Origin of the sequence: Actinopolyspora sabaoui (assembly GCF_051225635.1) — a bacterium.
In the GTDB taxonomy this organism is placed as follows: Bacteria; Actinomycetota; Actinomycetes; order Mycobacteriales; family Pseudonocardiaceae; genus Actinopolyspora.
In genome coordinates this window covers 221,168-236,637 of sequence record NZ_JBMIHH010000001.1, presented here as the reverse complement: position 1 = coordinate 236,637, position 15,470 = coordinate 221,168, and the positions used below count along the sequence as shown (strand labels likewise).

Annotated in this window: 16 protein-coding genes; 7 read left to right on the top strand and 9 right to left on the bottom strand. The window is 67.5% G+C overall.

From position 1 onward, the window contains the following. Positions 1 to 88 precede the first annotated feature (88 nt). Positions 89 to 1,009 carry a pyridoxal 5'-phosphate synthase lyase subunit PdxS gene (gene pdxS / locus ACOQFL_RS01070; RefSeq protein ID WP_435542183.1) on the bottom strand — a complete coding sequence of 307 codons (921 nt, stop codon included), beginning with the start codon at positions 1,007 to 1,009 and terminating at the stop codon, positions 89 to 91. Positions 1,010 to 1,419: 410 nt separating this feature from the next. Here pdxS and ACOQFL_RS01065 point away from each other — a divergent pair, with 410 nt between their 5' ends. After that, the gene (locus ACOQFL_RS01065) at positions 1,420 to 3,522 is read left to right on the top strand and encodes an elongation factor G-like protein EF-G2 (RefSeq protein WP_435542182.1); all 2,103 of its coding nucleotides are present in this window, start codon (positions 1,420 to 1,422) and stop codon (positions 3,520 to 3,522) included. A 26-nt stretch (positions 3,523 to 3,548) separates the two neighbouring features. Here ACOQFL_RS01065 and ACOQFL_RS01060 read toward each other — a convergent pair whose 3' ends face one another. Continuing rightward, the gene (locus ACOQFL_RS01060; RefSeq protein WP_435542181.1) at positions 3,549 to 4,508 is read right to left on the bottom strand and encodes a GlxA family transcriptional regulator; all 960 of its coding nucleotides are present in this window, start codon (positions 4,506 to 4,508) and stop codon (positions 3,549 to 3,551) included. A 144-nt stretch (positions 4,509 to 4,652) separates the two neighbouring features. On the opposite strand from ACOQFL_RS01060, the gene ACOQFL_RS01055 reads away from it, so the two are divergent. After that, on the top strand, positions 4,653 to 4,868 hold the full coding sequence (locus ACOQFL_RS01055; protein ID WP_435542180.1) for a hypothetical protein: 216 nt from the start codon (positions 4,653 to 4,655) through the stop codon (positions 4,866 to 4,868). 160 nt (positions 4,869 to 5,028) lie between these two features. Here ACOQFL_RS01055 and ACOQFL_RS01050 read toward each other — a convergent pair whose 3' ends face one another. Continuing rightward, entirely contained in the window at positions 5,029 to 5,244 is a 216-nt protein-coding gene (locus ACOQFL_RS01050) for a DUF397 domain-containing protein (protein ID WP_435542179.1), read from the bottom strand. Positions 5,245 to 5,446: 202 nt separating this feature from the next. On the opposite strand from ACOQFL_RS01050, the gene ACOQFL_RS01045 reads away from it, so the two are divergent. Next, complete coding sequence (locus ACOQFL_RS01045) at positions 5,447 to 5,917, top strand: hypothetical protein (RefSeq protein ID WP_435542178.1); 471 nt, start codon at positions 5,447 to 5,449, stop codon at positions 5,915 to 5,917. After that, on the top strand, positions 5,914 to 6,459 hold the full coding sequence (locus ACOQFL_RS01040; protein WP_435542177.1) for a DUF3558 family protein: 546 nt from the start codon (positions 5,914 to 5,916) through the stop codon (positions 6,457 to 6,459). Before ACOQFL_RS01045 ends, ACOQFL_RS01040 begins: the two co-directional genes overlap by 4 nt. Positions 6,460 to 6,566: 107 nt before the next feature. Here the strand turns inward: ACOQFL_RS01040 and ACOQFL_RS01035 are convergent, their stop codons facing one another. Further along, entirely contained in the window at positions 6,567 to 6,758 is a 192-nt protein-coding gene (locus tag ACOQFL_RS01035; protein ID WP_435542176.1) for a DUF397 domain-containing protein, read from the bottom strand. Further along, on the bottom strand, positions 6,755 to 7,603 hold the full coding sequence (locus tag ACOQFL_RS01030; protein WP_435542175.1) for a helix-turn-helix domain-containing protein: 849 nt from the start codon (positions 7,601 to 7,603) through the stop codon (positions 6,755 to 6,757). Before ACOQFL_RS01030 ends, ACOQFL_RS01035 begins: the two co-directional genes overlap by 4 nt. A gap of 400 nt (positions 7,604 to 8,003) precedes the next feature. On the opposite strand from ACOQFL_RS01030, the gene ACOQFL_RS01025 reads away from it, so the two are divergent. Both ACOQFL_RS01025 and ACOQFL_RS01020 read left to right on the top strand, forming a co-directional pair. After that, positions 8,004 to 8,309: a hypothetical protein gene (locus ACOQFL_RS01025; protein WP_435542174.1), complete on the top strand. Its 306-nt coding sequence runs from the start codon at positions 8,004 to 8,006 to the stop codon at positions 8,307 to 8,309. Continuing rightward, positions 8,299 to 8,622 (top strand): hypothetical protein, encoded by a 324-nt coding sequence (locus ACOQFL_RS01020; protein ID WP_435542173.1) that lies wholly within the window; start codon positions 8,299 to 8,301, stop codon positions 8,620 to 8,622. The genes ACOQFL_RS01025 and ACOQFL_RS01020 overlap by 11 nt, the downstream gene beginning before the upstream one ends. 304 nt (positions 8,623 to 8,926) lie before the next feature. Here the strand turns inward: ACOQFL_RS01020 and pgsA are convergent, their stop codons facing one another. Continuing rightward, positions 8,927 to 9,532, bottom strand: a complete 606-nt coding sequence (gene pgsA, locus ACOQFL_RS01015) for a phosphatidylinositol phosphate synthase (protein ID WP_435542172.1) — start codon at positions 9,530 to 9,532, stop codon at positions 8,927 to 8,929. Positions 9,533 to 9,733: 201 nt separating this feature from the next. On the opposite strand from pgsA, the gene ACOQFL_RS01010 reads away from it, so the two are divergent. Continuing rightward, a complete protein-coding gene (locus tag ACOQFL_RS01010) occupies positions 9,734 to 10,273 on the top strand; it encodes a YceI family protein (RefSeq protein ID WP_435542171.1) in 540 nt (179 codons plus the stop codon). Positions 10,274 to 10,330: 57 nt separating this feature from the next. On the opposite strand, the gene ACOQFL_RS01005 is transcribed toward ACOQFL_RS01010, so the two are convergent. The 3 genes from ACOQFL_RS01005 to ACOQFL_RS00995 form a co-directional block, all read right to left on the bottom strand. After that, a complete protein-coding gene (locus ACOQFL_RS01005) occupies positions 10,331 to 10,894 on the bottom strand; it encodes an HIT family protein (protein WP_435542455.1) in 564 nt (187 codons plus the stop codon). Positions 10,895 to 10,980: 86 nt separating this feature from the next. Then, entirely contained in the window at positions 10,981 to 13,044 is a 2,064-nt protein-coding gene (gene thrS, locus ACOQFL_RS01000; protein ID WP_435542170.1) for a threonine--tRNA ligase, read from the bottom strand. Between the two features lie 233 nt (positions 13,045 to 13,277). After that, positions 13,278 to 15,467, bottom strand: coding sequence for a putative bifunctional diguanylate cyclase/phosphodiesterase (locus ACOQFL_RS00995; protein WP_435542169.1), 2,190 nt, complete (start codon positions 15,465 to 15,467; stop codon positions 13,278 to 13,280). Positions 15,468 to 15,470: the final 3 nt, after the last annotated feature.

Sequence of the window (15,470 nt, the reverse complement as noted above, 5' to 3'; positions counted from 1 at the left end):
CTCGTGGTCTCGCACGGGGAACCGCCCCCGGAGCCGACGAGTGGACCGGATCCGGCGAGGCGGTTCCCCGACATCTCAAGAGGAGACGTCACCAGCCGCGCTGGGCGTAGTGCTGCTCCTCCGGAAGCTCGTCCACGTTGATGCCGACCATCGCCTCGCCGAGCCCACGGGAGACCTTCGCGACCAGCTCGGGGTCGTCGTAGAGGGTGGTGGCCTTGACGATGGCCTCGGCACGCGCGGACGGGTCCCCCGACTTGAAGATGCCCGAACCGACGAAGACTCCCTCGGCACCCAACCTGCGCATCATCACGGCGTCGGCCGGAGTGGCGATCCCGCCCGCGGTGAACAGCACCACCGGCAGCTCACCGGTCCGCGCGACCTCGCGCACGAGCTCCACCGGCACCCGCAGTTCCTTGGCCGCGGCGTAGAGCTCGGTGCTGTCCAGCACCGACAGCCTCCGGATGTCCGCGCGGATCCGCCGCATGTGCCGGGTCGCCTCGACCACGTTGCCGGTCCCGGCCTCCCCCTTGGAACGGATCATCGCCGCGCCTTCCGAGATCCGGCGCAACGCCTCGCCGAGGTTGGTCGCGCCGCACACGAACGGCACCGTGAAGGGCCACTTGTCGATGTGGTTGTCCTCGTCGGCGGGGGTGAGCACCTCGGACTCGTCGACGTAGTCCACCCCGATCGACTGCAGCACCTCGGCCTCGACGAAGTGGCCGATGCGTGCCTTGGCCATGACCGGGATGGACACGGAACGCACGATGCTGTCGATCATCTCGGGGTCGGACATCCGGGCGACACCTCCCTGGGAGCGGATGTCGGCGGGCACGCGTTCCAGTGCCATGACCGCGACCGCCCCGGCGTCCTCGGCGATCCTCGCCTGTTCCGGCGTGACGACATCCATGATCACGCCGCCCTTGAGCATTTCCGCCATGCCTCGCTTGACACCGTCGGTTCCGGTCGCCTGGGTGTCGGCGGACGGGCTGGTCGTGTCGCCGTTGGTCACGTTCGATCGATCCTTTCGCGCGGTTGACTCCCGGCACGGGCCTTCCGGGAAGAGCTCGCCCCGACCACCGGCGACGTGCCGGACCCGGCGTGCCGAGCGTCGCCCGAAGGGCTCGGCGGTGCCCGAACACGGCTGGACCGGCCGAACAGGAGTGGGCCGCCCGAACACGAGTGGGCCTCCTGAACGTGACGGGGTCGCCGACACGCGCCGGGTGGGGTCGACACGACCGAGCCTAGGAGGAATCGCGGCACGGCGAACGGGCCACTGCGTGGCTTTCTCGCCAGTCCACTTCCGGCGCGCGAACGACCGCGACGCGCCGTACACCCGGGTTCGACCTTGCGGAGTCCTCCCACCGGGTGTGTGCTCGGCACCACATCCGAGTCCGGTGTGCCACACGGCAGGGGGCAGTGATGGGGAACAAGCGCACGGGCAACGGGCAGGCTCAGTCGGTACCGGTGACCACCGACCCCGCCGCCGTTCGCAACGTGGTGCTGGTCGGGCCGTCCGGTTCCGGCAAGACCACGCTGGTGGAGCGGTTGCTGGCGACCACCTCGGCCATCAGCAGGCGCGGCTCGGTCACCGAGGGAAGCACGGTCTGCGACCACGAGACGGCGGCGGTGGAGCAGCAGCGTTCCGTGGGCATGGCGGTGGCCCCGCTGTGGCATCGCGAGACCAAGATCAACCTCGTGGACACGCCCGGATACGCCGACTTCATCGGCGAGCTGCGCGCCGGACTGCGCGCGGCCGACGCGGCGCTGTTCGTCGTGGCCGCCACCGAGGAGGTGGACTCCGCGACCCGGACGATATGGCAGGAGTGCGACAGGGTCGGCATGCCCAGGGCGGTACTGATCTCGCGCATGGACCAGCCGCGCGCGGACGCCACGGCGGCGATCGAGTCCTGCGTGGCCGCCTTCGGCAGCGGGGTGGTTCCGCTGTACCTGCCGCGCTACCACGGTGGATCGCCGACCGAGCTGTTCGGGCTGCTCACCGGAAGCAGCTACGACTACTCGCAGGGCAGCACACCAATAGTGCGGGCGAGCAGCGAACCGCCGGACGAGTCGACCGAAGCCGCCAGGGATCGCCTGCTGGAGGGGATCATCGCGGGCAGCGAGGACGAGACGCTGCTGGAGCGCTACCTGGGTGGCGAGAACATCGAGGAGGCGACGCTCATCGGCGACCTGGAGACGGCGGTGGCCCGCGGCGGGCTGCACCCGGTGATCCCGGTCTCGGCCGAGACCGGGATCGGGATGACCGAACTGCTGGACGGCATCGTTCGTGCGTTCCCCTCCCCGTTGGAGCACGTGCTCCCGGAGTTCACCGACCCACGCGGCGGCGATCCGCGCCGCTTGGAGTGCGATCCGAACGGCCCGCTGGCGGCCGAGGTGGTGCACACCTCGGTGGACGCCTACGTGGGGCGGGTCTCGGTGCTTCGCGTGTTCTCCGGGACGATCTCGCCGGACCGCCCGGCGCACGTGTCCGGTCACGGCCTGTCGGAGCGGGGACACCCCGATCACGACTCCGACGAGCGCATCGGCCACATCCACAGCCCACTGGGGGCCGGACTGCGCGAAGTTCCGTACTGCGTGGCGGGCGACCTGTGCGCGCTGACCAAGCTGACCTCGGCCGAGACCGGCGACACCGTCTCGGATCCCCGGGACCCGCTGCTGCTGCAACCGTGGGACATGCCCGACCCGCTGCTGCCGATGGCCGTCACCGGGCACGGTGACGACGACGCGCTCGCCCGCAACCTCAACCGGCTGCTGGCCGCCGACCCCACGCTGCGACTGGACCGCTCCACCGAGACGCACCAGATGGTGCTGTGGTGCATGGGCGAGGCGCACGCCGAGGTGATCCTGCAGCGGCTGCGGGAGATCGGTGTGGAGGTGGACACCGAGCCGGTGCGGGTGGCCTTCCGGCAGACCTTCCGCGGCCCGGCGAAGGGCCACGGCAGGCACGTCAAGCAGTCCGGCGGGCACGGGCAGTACGCGGTCTGCGACATCGAGGTGGAACCGCTGGAACGCGGCGCCGGGTTCGAGTTCGCCGACCGGATCGTCGGTGGTGCCGTACCCAAGCAGTTCATCGCCAGTGTCGAGAAGGGGGTCCGGGCTCAGCTGGCGCGGGGAATCGAACCGGACTGCCCGATAGTGGACCTGCGGGTGACACTGGTGGACGGCAAGACGCACAGCGTGGACTCCTCCGACGCGGCCTTCCAGGCCGCCGGGGCCCTCGCCCTGAAGTCGGCGGCGGAGCAGGCCGGGCTGGTCACCCTGGAGCCGGTGGACGAGGTGGAGGTGCACATCCCGGACGACCACCTGGGGGCGGTGCTCGGTGACCTGTCCAGCCGCAGGGGCAGGGTGATCGGCACCGAGCCCGAGGACACCGGCTGGACGGTGGTGCGGGCGCACGTGCCCACCACGGAACTGACGCGCTACGCGGTCAACGTGCGTTCGCTCAGCTCCGGCAGCGCCAGCTTCAGCCGCAGCTTCGCGGGCTACGAACCGCTGCCGCAGTGAACCGGGCGGGCGAGCCGCACCACGCCCTACACCTTTCGACGGAAGGTGTGGCGGTACTCGGTGGGAGTTACGGCCAACCTGCGCAGAAAATGATGCCGGAGCGCGGCGGCGTTGCCGAACCCGCAGCTGTCGGCCACGACTTCGAGGGCGCTGTCGGTGTCCTCCAGCAGTTGCTGCGCACGCGCGACCCGTTGCGTGGTGAGCCAGTGGTGCGGCGTGGTTCCGGTTTCCGTCCTGAACCGGCGGGCGAAAGTGCGCGGGGACATCCGCGCACGGCGGGCGAGCTCGGTGACCGGGAGTTCCTCGCGGAGGTTCTGCTCCATCCAGTCGAGCACCGGCCCCATCGTGTCGGTCGAGGTCGGCACCGGCAGCTCGATGTACTGTGCCTGACCGCCCTCCCGGTGCGGTGGCACGACCATCCGGCGGGCGATGGCGTTCGCGGTACGGGCGCCGGACCGCACCCGGACCAGGTGCAGGCACAGATCGATCGCGGCCGCGGTTCCCGCGCTGGTGAAGATTGGCGGATTCGCCGTGTAAAGCACCGACTCGTCCACTTCGATCTCGGGGAACCGCCGACGGAAATCGGCTGCCTTGTACCAGTGCACCGCCGCTTTGCCCTCCCCGAGCAGTCCCGCCTCCCCCAGCACGAAGACGCCGGAGCACAGCGCTGCTACCCAGGAACCCGCTTCGACCGCCTCCGCCAGCGCGTCGATGACAGCACGGGAGACCTCCGGCGGAGCGGGTTCGTCGATGGGAGGCACGATCACCAGATCGGCTTCCCGCAATCGTTCCAAGCCGTGAGTGGCGATCAGCCGGAAACCGCTCTTGGTCCGGATCGAGCTCGTGTTTTCGGAGCACAACGCGAACTCATACGTCGGCAGCCCCTGCTCGCCGCGGTCCGTGCCGAAGACCTCGCAGGCGACTCCGAGCTCGAACGGAGCCACGCCGTCATCCACCAGTACCGCCACATTCCACGAATGAGACACGACGCGATTGTGGCAGAAAGTCATCGACGATCGACAGATCTGCCACTCGTTGCTGCCGCCCGGGACGGAGCATGCTGTCAGGTGTGATCACCCGCTACCAGCGGCCGGCCGGCGAACTCGAAGACCGCGAACGAGGAGACCGAAATGCGACGGTTGAGGGCCTTCTGGCACGTGCTCCGCGAATTCAACGCCGACAACGTGTGGTTGTGGCAGCGCTACCTGAACTCACTGCGGCCGTGGGAAGTAACGCGGGACGGAGCGGCGGACGTTCGGGCGGAGGTTCGGACAGCAGCACCGAACGAGGCCGCACGAGCACTCGAACCTTCCGCGAATGCCGAGACGCAGCTACCCGTCGGCTGAACCATCGACCGCCCGAAGTGCGGAGCACGACGGAAGCTCACAGCAAGTGGGCACGGTGCGGCGACGACCACCGGCGGGGCGGGTACCGAGGTACCGCCGCCTCGCCGGTACGTGGCGCGGGTCGGCACCAAACCGCACGGCCCGGCCGTGCTCTCCCGTATCAGCCCAGTGAGCGCAGGAAAGCCGTCCAGGCTCGACGGTCGAACAGCAGCGCCGGGCCGTGCGGACGCTTGGAATCCCGCACAGCGGTGACCTCACCATCCGACAGGGAAGCGGCTTCCACGCACGAGCCCCCATTGGGTCCACTGCGACTGCTCCGCCGCCAGGCCACATCGGTCAGCTCGGCCGCGTTCGGCACACTGTCGTAACGCTTCATGCCAGCTCCTTCACGAGTTCGGAGAGGAAATCGGCTGACTCCGCCGGAGACAATGCCTGCTCGGCCAACTACTCCACCACTAAGCGAGGTGGCCTCTGCCCCGCTACGGCCGTGCGAGTGAAACATCGGCCACAGCCGCGATACAGCCGCGATGGTGAATAACGGGCCAGCGTAGCCGCGCCTTCGGCTAGGGTGATCGTGGGTGAGCGGGGTCGTGCACGGTGAGCATGCCTGGGACGTGAAGGGAGCCGTGATGGCGGAGCAGAGCGCCGATGCGTCCGGTTTCGTGGGTGCTGGTGCGGCGTTGCAGTCGATCCGGGACGAGAACTCCTGGATCCAGCAGCAGATCTCCGGCGGCGGGCTGAGCATGGAACCCCAAGCCGCCGACGAGGCGGCCGAGGTGTATAGACGTGAGGCCGAGGAAGCTGACAACCTTGCCAGGAAGGCTGGGAACTTGCAGCAGGTTCCAGGTCTGGGGGCCTACACCTCTGGGCAGCAGTTGGCGGCCAAGTTCGGGAACAAAGCTCAAAACGGCTCGAGCGGTGCGGCGGACCTGCTAGGTCAGTTCGCCGAAGAGCTGCGGCGCAAGGCGAGTCTGTTCGAACAGGCCAAGGAGAACTATCAGGCTACCGATGAGCAGGTTGCCGATGATCTGCGGAGGAGTGCGGAGTGAAGCTGTGGACACGGTCGTTGTTGGCGGCCGCTGCCGGTGCAGCGTTGATTAGCGCTTCCGCATGTTCGCCGAGTGAAGGAGCTGGTGACGGCTCGTCAGAGACCACTGGAGCCTCACCGTCGGGTGAAACATTGGCGAGTGTGAAGCCGTGTGAGCTCCTCTCGTCGGAAACCTTGAAGTCCTTCGGACTAGAGGTTCCGGGCGAAGCTATGAATTCGTTGCCGTGGCGACCGGGTTGTGGCTATCAAGGTGAGCCTGTTTCCGTCACGTTGTACAAAGACAAGCGGAATACGGTCGCCTCGAATGAGCAGAAGTCTACTTGGGCAGAGTTCGAGCGTCTTGAGGTGAATGGTCGTTCTGGTGCGCGAGCGATCACCCAGGGAACTACGAAGGCGCGTCTGTGCAACGTGATGTTCGACGCTGGACAAGGATTGATCCAAGTGCAGGCTCGAGAAGACCGCCTTCCCGATGACGTGGACGAGTGTGCAAAGGCATTGGAGATCGCGAAGAAGGTAGAGTTGAACGTTCCTGAACCCGCGTGAGTGGGTATCGCGGCACGCTTCGCCTATACGTATGCTTCGGTCTCAGCGATAGTGGGCGCGGGTAGCGCCTCCGGTGGTGTCGGAGGCGCTGTGTCGCCGGGGCTGTGTCAGTTGAACCGGTCGGTTTTGACCGCGTGCAGGAACGTCTGCCACTGCGTGCTCGTGGTGGTGAAGTAGCCGAGCGAGCGGTCCTTGGTGTCGCGTACCGCCGCGCCGTCGTCGACCCGGCCGACCTCGACGCAGCTCGTACGTTGCTGGGATCGGCTCGATTTGCGCCAGCCTTGCGGGGGCATCGTCATAGTTGCCCTTCCATTTCGTCTTTGATTTTGGCGATGAGCCCGAGCGAGTCTTCCGGTGTCATCGCCAGCTGTTGCAGGGTGGTCGCCGCCGTATCGTACGCGGCAACATCCCTACTCTTGTGCAAGAACGTGGTCGAGTGGAAGTTCTCGACGTGCACGATCGGTGCTGACCTGGGGAAGTGGAAGACGAGGAACGCACCGGCGTGAGCGGGATGCCACCGCGTGCTTCCCATCGGAATGACCCGCACTGTGACGTTCGGGCGTTCGCTCATCGTCATGATGTGTTGCAGCTGGTCGGCCATCGTCCGGTGGCCGCCGAGTGGTTCGCGCAGCGCGGCTTCCCAGATCAACGCGATGAACTCGGGAGCCTCGCGCTGCAACAGCACGTCCCGCCGTCCGACCCGCATGGTCACGCGGGTATCGAGATCGCTGCTGGTCTCGCCGAGGATGGCTCGTGCGTAGTTCGCTGTCTGAAGTAGCCCTGGAATCACGATGGTGGCGACATCCGTGATGCGCCGAGCGGTGCGCTCGAACTCGATCAACGTGGTGAGTTCACGACGAGCGCCGGTGTGGCCGGTGTCCAGCCAATTCGGCTGGTCGGCATCCCGCGCCATGTCGACCAGTTCCGCGTACCTCGCGCCCGTGATGCCGAGCGTGGCGAGGATCTGAGCGACATCCTCGGGATTCGGAGTACGCGCTCCGGTTTCATAGCGCGAAATCGAAACGTAGCTCACGTTGAGTCGCTCGGCGAGTTCACGTTGCTTCATGCCTGCGGAAACGCGGCATTGTCGCAGTTCCGCGCCGAGCACACGTGCTTTCGGAGGATGCTCGTTGTTACCAGCCATGAAATTAGCGTAGATATCGGTTGCTTACCGGACAAACACCCAATCGAAGGATTGTTGGATATTTACCAGATAACCAATACTTGCCTGGTAATCAACAAGTCTTTGGGTATCTCGGAGGCAACCCCATGTTCACGAGAGGCAGATCCTCGTGCTTCCAGTCTCGGGAAGTGTCCGTTGTGGTGGGTGCGAGTCGTGCGCCTGCTCGCCTCGCGTCACGCGGTGATGGTTGGACAGTGGTGAGTCCGGGCGAGCGCGTCGGGCGGAGAGCGCCTCGCCCAGCGGTTGACGGGAAGCTCTCGTGACTCCGCCGCCGAGTGCTTGGTACGACCTGGCGTTGCATTGGCATGCCCATGTGGGTCTGCGGGCCAGCTGTTCCAGGTCTCGCCGTGGGCGGCGGCCGGTGGCGGTGTTGTTCACGCCGCAGGCCGCGGCGGCATGGTTGGCCGGGACGGTCGAGCGTTACCGCAGCGAGGCGGTTGCGGTGCGGTACAACCCCGCCACCGGCCCTGCCCCGTCCGACTCGGAGTCGCGGGACAGCTGCGGCGACCACCACCTGCTGTCGCTGGGCTATCCCCTCGACGCGCTGATCCTCACCAGCAGCGGGGAGCTGTACCTGCACCTCGACCCGCTCGGCCCCCCCGACTGCCCCTACCACCGACCCGAACGATCCGAACGCCACGAATCAGGAGACAACCATGTGCCGTAACACCATGACCTTGTACCGGGTGGTCAATCCCGACTCGCTGGGTTCCTACACCGAACTGCTGTGCCACCAGCCCACCGAGGACCGCGTGGACGACGCCCAGGCCTTGCCCAGGCTGCGTGAATGGGCGCTGGCCGTGCTCTACCGCACCGAAGAACGGTTCGGGATGTACCAGATCGCGATCATGCCGCTGAACCCGCGCGGCAATCCCGACGAGAACGCCTTCCACGACCTGGTCGCCGAGGACACCGAGGTCATCGAGGACTACCTCTGCTGGTCCGGGTGCTCCGAACTCGTCCCCGCCGGGGAGCGGTGAACGCGCCCGGCTTACCGGGGTGGTTGCTTGGCGGAACCTCGCGCACGGCTCTCGCTGCGGGTGCCCCGACATCGGGTAGGTACTACACAACGCCGGGACCGTCCTCGCGAGAGCCGCACGCGAGAACCCGCGGCGGTGCCGATTGCGGGGGTGGTGGGAGTGCGACCTGCGAGGGTGGTGGGAGTGCGGCTATTCGTCGGCGTTGGTGGCGCGGCGATTTCGCGAGAAATTGACGCCCACCTCTGCCGTGCCGCCCCAGCGGAGCGGCGATTTCGCGAGAAATCGACGGTGTTCGGAGGCCGGTTCAACTCCCCTGCCGCGACAGGTAAGCGCCTGCCAGCCGCTGTCCGACGGTGAACACCGAAGCCGCGGCCAGCAACCACAGCGCGACGTCGAGCACGTACGGCACTCCCAAGCCGTGCAGCCCCGTTCCGACCAGCAGCACGACCAACCGTTCGGCCCGTTCGGCCACCCCCGCCGTGGCGGAGAGGCCCTGCGCCTCCGCCCTCGCCTTGACGTAGGAGATGACCTGGGCCGCCACCAACGAGAGCAGCAGCGCGAGCCCACGTGTCTCGTTCCCGCTCGTGACCAGCGCCCACCACAGCAGCGAGCCGAACACCGCGCCGTCGGCGATGCGGTCGCAGCCCGCGTCCAACACGGCCCCGAAGTCACCGCCGTGCCCCGAGGCGCGAGCGACCGCGCCGTCGAGCAGGTCGAACAGCAGGAAGACCGTGACGACCAGGGTTCCGGTGAACAGCCAGCCGCGCGGGAACAGCGTCACGGCAGCGGCGACGCTGCACACGGTACCCACCACCGTCACTACGTTGGGTGATACCCGGTGCCGTACCAACCATGCACCGACCGGGTCGGTGATCCGGGAAATCGAGGGTCGCGCGAAAACGTTCAACATCGCTTCGTTTCATCCGCCGCCGTACGGGCAGTCACCCGCACAGCGCAGCTTAACCGGCGGCGATCAGCGCAATGCAGCGCACCACGCACCACGCACCAACGACTCATCCGGAATGAGTTCCGCCACACCAGGGATTGCCAGGACCCGGCAAGGCGTTGTCTTGCTCGGAAACTATTCCCGACTCCCTCCGGAGGTCCCGACATGACCGAAACCACTTCCATCCCCGGCTACACCGTGGGCACCTGGGACATCGACGCGGTGCACTCCGACATCGAGTTCACCCTGCGCCACATGGGGGTGGGGCGCTCGCGCGGGCGTTTCGACAAGTTCGAGGGACAGATCGTCACCGCGGCGGACCCGCTGGAGTCGAGTGTGACCGCCACCATCGACGCCGCCTCGATCAACACCGGCAACGCCGACCGGGACGCCCACGTCCGCAACGAAGACTTCCTGGACACGGACAACTACCCGACCGCGACCTTCCGGTCCACCGGCATCCGCCAGGACGGCGAGGACTGGATCATCGACGGTGACTTCACCCTCCACGGCGTCACCGTGCCGGTGTCGCTGGAAACCGAACCCGGCGGCTTCACCGACACCTCGGACGGCGGCAAGCTGCTGGGGCTTTCGGCGAGCACCACGCTGAACCGCACCGACTTCAAGGTCGGCCCTGACGGCGGGGCCATGCTCGGTGAGAAGGTCAAGATCACGCTGGAGATCGAGGCCACCCTGCGGAACTGATCCCACGGGGCCGAGAGATCATCGGGGCCGCGCGGACGATCGCGCGGCCCCGAAAACTCATTCCACCCGCTGCCAGGCCTCGGACAGCAGCTCGCGGGTGTCACCAAGCAACTGGGGCAGCACCCTGGTGTGGCCGATCACCGGCATGAAGTTGGAGTCGCCACCCCAGCGCGGGACGATGTGCTGATGCAGGTGCGCGGCGATCCCGGCCCCGGCCACCGGCCCCTGGTTCAGTCCGATGTTGAAGCCGTGCGGCGCGGATACGCTGCGAATCACCCGCATGGCACGCTGGGTGAACTCGGCGACGGCCACCGTCTCCCCCGGTGTGAGCTCGGTGTAGTCGGCGACGTGCCGGTACGGCAGCACCATCAGGTGACCGGGGTTGTAGGGGTAGAGATTCAGCACCGCGAACACGAGCTCGTCCCTGGCCACGATCAGCGAGTCCTCGTCGGAACGATCGTCGCCGAGCAGGTGGCAGAACGGGCAACCGTCGCTGTTCTCCCCGCTGGGTTTGTTCTCACCCTGGATGTAGGTCAACCGGTGCGGGGTCCACAACCGCTGCAACGCGTCGGGGACCCCGATACCGCGCTGCGTGCTCGTCTCCGGGTCCGAATCGTCCACCGGGCTTGATTCCCCGAGGCCGGAGGTTCCCGCACCGGTCTCGGGCTCCTCCGGCTCGTCGTCGGCGCCGTTGTGGGGCAGTCGTGTCACGCCAGCTCCGCTCCGAAGTTCTCCGCGCTCGGCGAAGCGTTCTCGCGACGCTCCACCCAACGGGTCAGCGCCGCCGCTGCCTGCTCGACCGGTACCTCGTTGAGCTGACTCCCGTCGCGGAAGCGGAACGAGACCGCGTCGGCTTCGACGTCCTTGCCGCCCGCCAACACCATGAAGGGCACTTTCTGGGTGGTGTGGTTGCGGATCTTCTTCTGCATCCGGTCGTCCCCGCTGTCCAGCTCGACCCGCAGTCCGTTGGACCGCAGCGTGTCGAAGACGCGCTCCAGGTGCGGCAGGTGCTCGTCGGCGATGGGGATCCCCACGGCCTGCACGGGCGAGAGCCAGGCGGGGAACGCCCCGGCGTAGTGCTCGGTGAGCACACCGAAGAAACGCTCGATGGAGCCGAACAGCGCTCGGTGGATCTTGATCGGGCGCTGCTTGGAACCGTCGGCGGCGGTGTACTCCAGGTCGAACCGTTCCGGCAGGTCGTAGTCGACCTGGATGGTCGACATCTGCCAGCTCCTGCCGAGGGCGTCTTTGGCCTGCACGGAGATCTTCGGGCCGTAGAAGGCCGCGCCACCCGGATCCGGAACCAGTTCCAGCCCCGAGCTCTCGGCGGCCTCGCGCAGCGAGTCGGTGGCGCGCTGCCACTGCTCGTCGGTGCCCGAGTACTTCTCCTCGTTGCGGGTGGAAAGCTCCAGGTAGAAGTCCTCCAGCCCGTAGTCCCGCAGCAGGTCCAGCACGAAGCCGAGCAGCGACTTCAGCTCGGCCTGCAACTGGTCCGGGCTGCAGTAGATGTGCGCGTCGTCCTGGGTCATGCCGCGCACGCGAGTGAGGCCGTGCACCACCCCGGACTTCTCGTAGCGGTACACCGACCCGAACTCGAACAACCGCAGCGGCAGCTCACGGTAGGAGCGCCCGCGCGAGCGGTAGATGAGGTTGTGGAACGGGCAGTTCATCGGCTTGAGGTAGTAGTCCTGCCCGGGTTTGCGCAGCTCCCCGTTCTCGTCGTACTCCTCGTCGAGGTGCATCGGGGGGAACATGCCGTCGGCGTACCAGCCGAGGTGCCCGGAGGTCTCGAACAGCGCGCTCTTGGTGATGTGCGGCGAGTTGACGAACTGGTACCCGGCCTGTTCGTGCCTGCGCCGGGAGTAGTCCTCCAGCTCGCGGCGGATGATGCCGCCCTTGGGGTGGAACACGGGCAGCCCGGAGCCGACCTCCTCGGGGAAGGAGAACAGGTCCAGCTCCGCCCCGATCCTGCGGTGATCCCGGCGTTCGGCCTCGGCCAACCACTCCAGGTGCGCTTCGAGCGCCTCCTTGGACTCCCAGGCGGTGCCGTAGATCCGCTGCAACTGCCGGTTGCTCTGGTCGCCGCGCCAGTAGGCGGCCGCGACCCGGGTCAGTTTGAAGGCGGGCAGGAAACGGGTGTGCGGCACGTGCGGCCCCCTGCAGAGGTCGCCCCACACGGTCTCCCCGTGGCGGTCGATGTTGTCGTAGACCGTCAGCTCACCGTCGCCGACCTCCATGACCTCGCTGGTGTCGACCTCGTCTGAGCCTGACTTGAGATCGACGAGTTCGAGTTTGTAGGGCTCCGAGGCCAGTTCGGCACGCGCGTCGTCCAGCGAGGCGTACTCGCGGCGACTGAACTTCTGCCCGGACTTGACGAGCTGCTTCATGCGCTTCTCCAGCGCCTGCAGGTCCTCCGGGGTGAACGGCCGATCGACGTCGAAGTCGTAGTAGAAACCGTCCTTGACCGGCGGTCCGACGCCCAGTTTGGCCTCGGGGAACAGCTGCTGCACGGCCTGCGCCAGCACGTGCGCTGTGGAGTGGCGGATGACGCTGCGCCCCTCCTCGGTATCGGCCGCCACGGCCGCCACCTCGGTGTCGGTTTCGGGCACCCAGGCCAGGTCACGCAGTTGTCCCTCGTCGTCGCGCACGACGACGATCGCCTCGGGGCCCTTGGAAGGCAACCCCGCCTGTTGCACGGCGTCGCCGGCCGTAGTGCCCGCCGGTACCTTCACCCGGGATTCCTGCTGGGCTTGGGACGGCGAGACTGACACGGTTACTCCTACGGTTTGCTGCTCGAACGAACGTGTGCCGGGACCCGGTTCGGCGGGGTCTCGGGGAGAAGCCCACCGCCGAACCGGGAAACTCTCCTGTCGATGCTATCGGCCGCCGCCACGGTCACCGTCATCCGGCTCGTGGGCCTCCCCACACGGGACCGACCCTACTCCGGACCGGCCCTACTCCGGACCGGCCCGCACCGGACCGGCCGCGAACCGGTGGGGCGGGTTCACCCCGCCCCCTCCAACGAGTCGGCGAGCACCTGCTCCACCTCACCGGCCGAGAACGGTTCACCCGCGTGGCGGCCCCGCACCGCTTGGACACCCTTCTCGCGCAACCGTGCGGCCTGCCCGCGGGTGTCCACTCCACTGGCCACCACCGACATCCCCAACAACCGGGCCGCGGTGATCACGCTGTCGGCCAGGTGTTCGTCCAGGGGGTCGGACTCCGGCCGATCGGTGAGCCGGGCGAGGTACTGGCCCGAGATGTGCACCGATGTCACCGGCAGGTCCCGCAATCCGCGCGTGTCGGTGTAGCGGGTACCGAAATCGCGGATCGCCAGCCCCGCGCCGAACTCGCGAACGATGCCGATGGTGTCCACCGGATCGCCGACCTCGTCGAACAACGCGTCCTCCGGCACTCCCAGCCGCAGCCGATCCGCGGTTACTCCGCTGTCGGCGAGGATACCCCGGAAATCGTTCACCAGGTCCGGATCTCGGAAATACCTCCCGGACAGATCGACGCTCGCGACCGGTGCGCGATCGCCCAACCGGCGCAGCCAGCCACGGGCGTGCTCACAGACCTGCCGCAACAACCAGTCGCTCAAACGAGTGATCATCCCGGTGTTCTCCGCCAGCTCGACGAAGCGCGCCGGGGCAAGCTCGCCGAGCTCGGGGTGATCCCAGCGCAGCTCGGCGTGCACCGCCACGATGCGCTCGTCGTCGAGGCTGCGTACCGGGTGGTACTCCACGAAGAACTCGTTGTTGTCCAACGCGGCGGGCATGGTGGCCGAGAGCTCGAACCTGCGACGCGCTTCGCTGTTGCGTTCCTCGTCGTAGAGCACCCACTGCGCCTTGCCCTCGTCCTTGGCGCGGTACAGCGTGATGTCGGCCTCACGTAGCAGCAGTTGCGCGTCGGTACCCGCGACCGGTCGCTCCACCACCCCGGCACTGGCGGAGGCCTTCAACTCGTGGCTGCCGATCCGCACGGGCTGCCGGATCACCTCCAACGTCCGCTCGACGAGCGGCACCATCCCACCCGGCCCGTCGGTGTCCGGAACGAGCAGCACGAACTCGTCGCCGCCCATCCGGGCCGCCAGCGCACCGCGTTGTTCGGCGACCTCCTTCATGCGCAGCGCCACGGTGCGCAGCAGCTCATCGCCGATCGGATGCCCGAGACTGTCGTTGATCGTCTTGAAACCGTCCAGATCGAAGTAGCAGATCCCGACGCGCCGTCCGCCCGTTCCGGGAGCCAGGGCCTTGTCCATTTCCGTGGTCAGTCGGGTGCGGTTGGCCAGCCCGGTCAACGGGTCGGTGGTGGCCTGCGTGTTGAGTCGCTCGTTGAGCAGCCGCAGGTCGGTGATGTCGGCGTAGAGCACCACCTGGTACTCCGGTTCACCATCGGCGTCTCGCACCAGCGCACCGGAGACCTGGGTCCACACCACCGACTCGTCGTCGGTGGTGAACGGGACCTCCACCATGAACCGCTCGTACACCTCGGCCACGAGCGCGTCCTGGTTGTGCTGGACGTCCTCCCGATATTCGGGGTCGCACAGGTCCAGGATCCGACACCCGAGCAGTTCCGAGGGATCGGTGCGGAAGATCGTCCCCATCGATTCGTTGACGTCCTGCACCCCACCGTCCAGGTCCACGATGGCGATGCCCAACGCGGAGGTGTTGAACACCGCCCGGAAACGTGCCTCACTGGCCCGCAGCGCTTCCTCGGCCACGTCCCGGGCGTCACGCACCGCCCGCTGCACGAGCTCCTGATCGGCGAGCACACGCCGCTTGGCCGCGGCGGCGAATCCCTCGCCGAACGAAGCCAGCAGTTCGTTCATCCGCTCGGTGGTGTCGCCACGAACGGCTCCCAGCTCCCGAGCCAGCTCCGGCAGCCGCGAACCGAGCAGTTCGAGCGTGCGGCGCAGCGCGAGAGGGTCGACGAGGTGGATCCGGACCAGATCGGCGGCCACCTCGGTCACGTTTCCGGGGTCGAACGAGTCCGCTGTCAGCGCTCGCAGCAACCGTTCGGCGCGCTCTTCCAGGAACTCCCACAGCTCGGGACGTCCCATCGGCACGTAACTCGTGCCGATCACCACACGTGCCCACTGGCGGGCGAACTCCGCCACGCGCGGCTCCCGCTCGGACGCGGCCGCGGGTTCTTCGGGGTCGGAACCACCCGGTTCCGAAGAAGTGTCGTTCATCGG

Bases quoted from the DNA above. Each gene is read 5' to 3' on its own strand.
- ACOQFL_RS01030 (WP_435542175.1), bottom strand. From the start codon at position 7,603: ATGGCTGGTAACAACGAGCATCCTCCGAAAGCACGTGTGCTCGGCGCG.
- ACOQFL_RS01055 (WP_435542180.1), top strand. From the start codon at position 4,653: ATGCGACGGTTGAGGGCCTTCTGGCACGTGCTCCGCGAATTCAACGCC.
- ACOQFL_RS01065 (WP_435542182.1), top strand. From the start codon at position 1,420: ATGGGGAACAAGCGCACGGGCAACGGGCAGGCTCAGTCGGTACCGGTG.
- ACOQFL_RS01035 (WP_435542176.1), bottom strand. From the start codon at position 6,758: ATGACGATGCCCCCGCAAGGCTGGCGCAAATCGAGCCGATCCCAGCAA.
- ACOQFL_RS00995 (WP_435542169.1), bottom strand. From the start codon at position 15,467: ATGAACGACACTTCTTCGGAACCGGGTGGTTCCGACCCCGAAGAACCC.
- ACOQFL_RS01010 (WP_435542171.1), top strand. From the start codon at position 9,734: ATGACCGAAACCACTTCCATCCCCGGCTACACCGTGGGCACCTGGGAC.
- pgsA (WP_435542172.1), bottom strand. From the start codon at position 9,532: ATGTTGAACGTTTTCGCGCGACCCTCGATTTCCCGGATCACCGACCCG.
- ACOQFL_RS01020 (WP_435542173.1), top strand. From the start codon at position 8,299: ATGTGCCGTAACACCATGACCTTGTACCGGGTGGTCAATCCCGACTCG.
- ACOQFL_RS01050 (WP_435542179.1), bottom strand. From the start codon at position 5,244: ATGAAGCGTTACGACAGTGTGCCGAACGCGGCCGAGCTGACCGATGTG.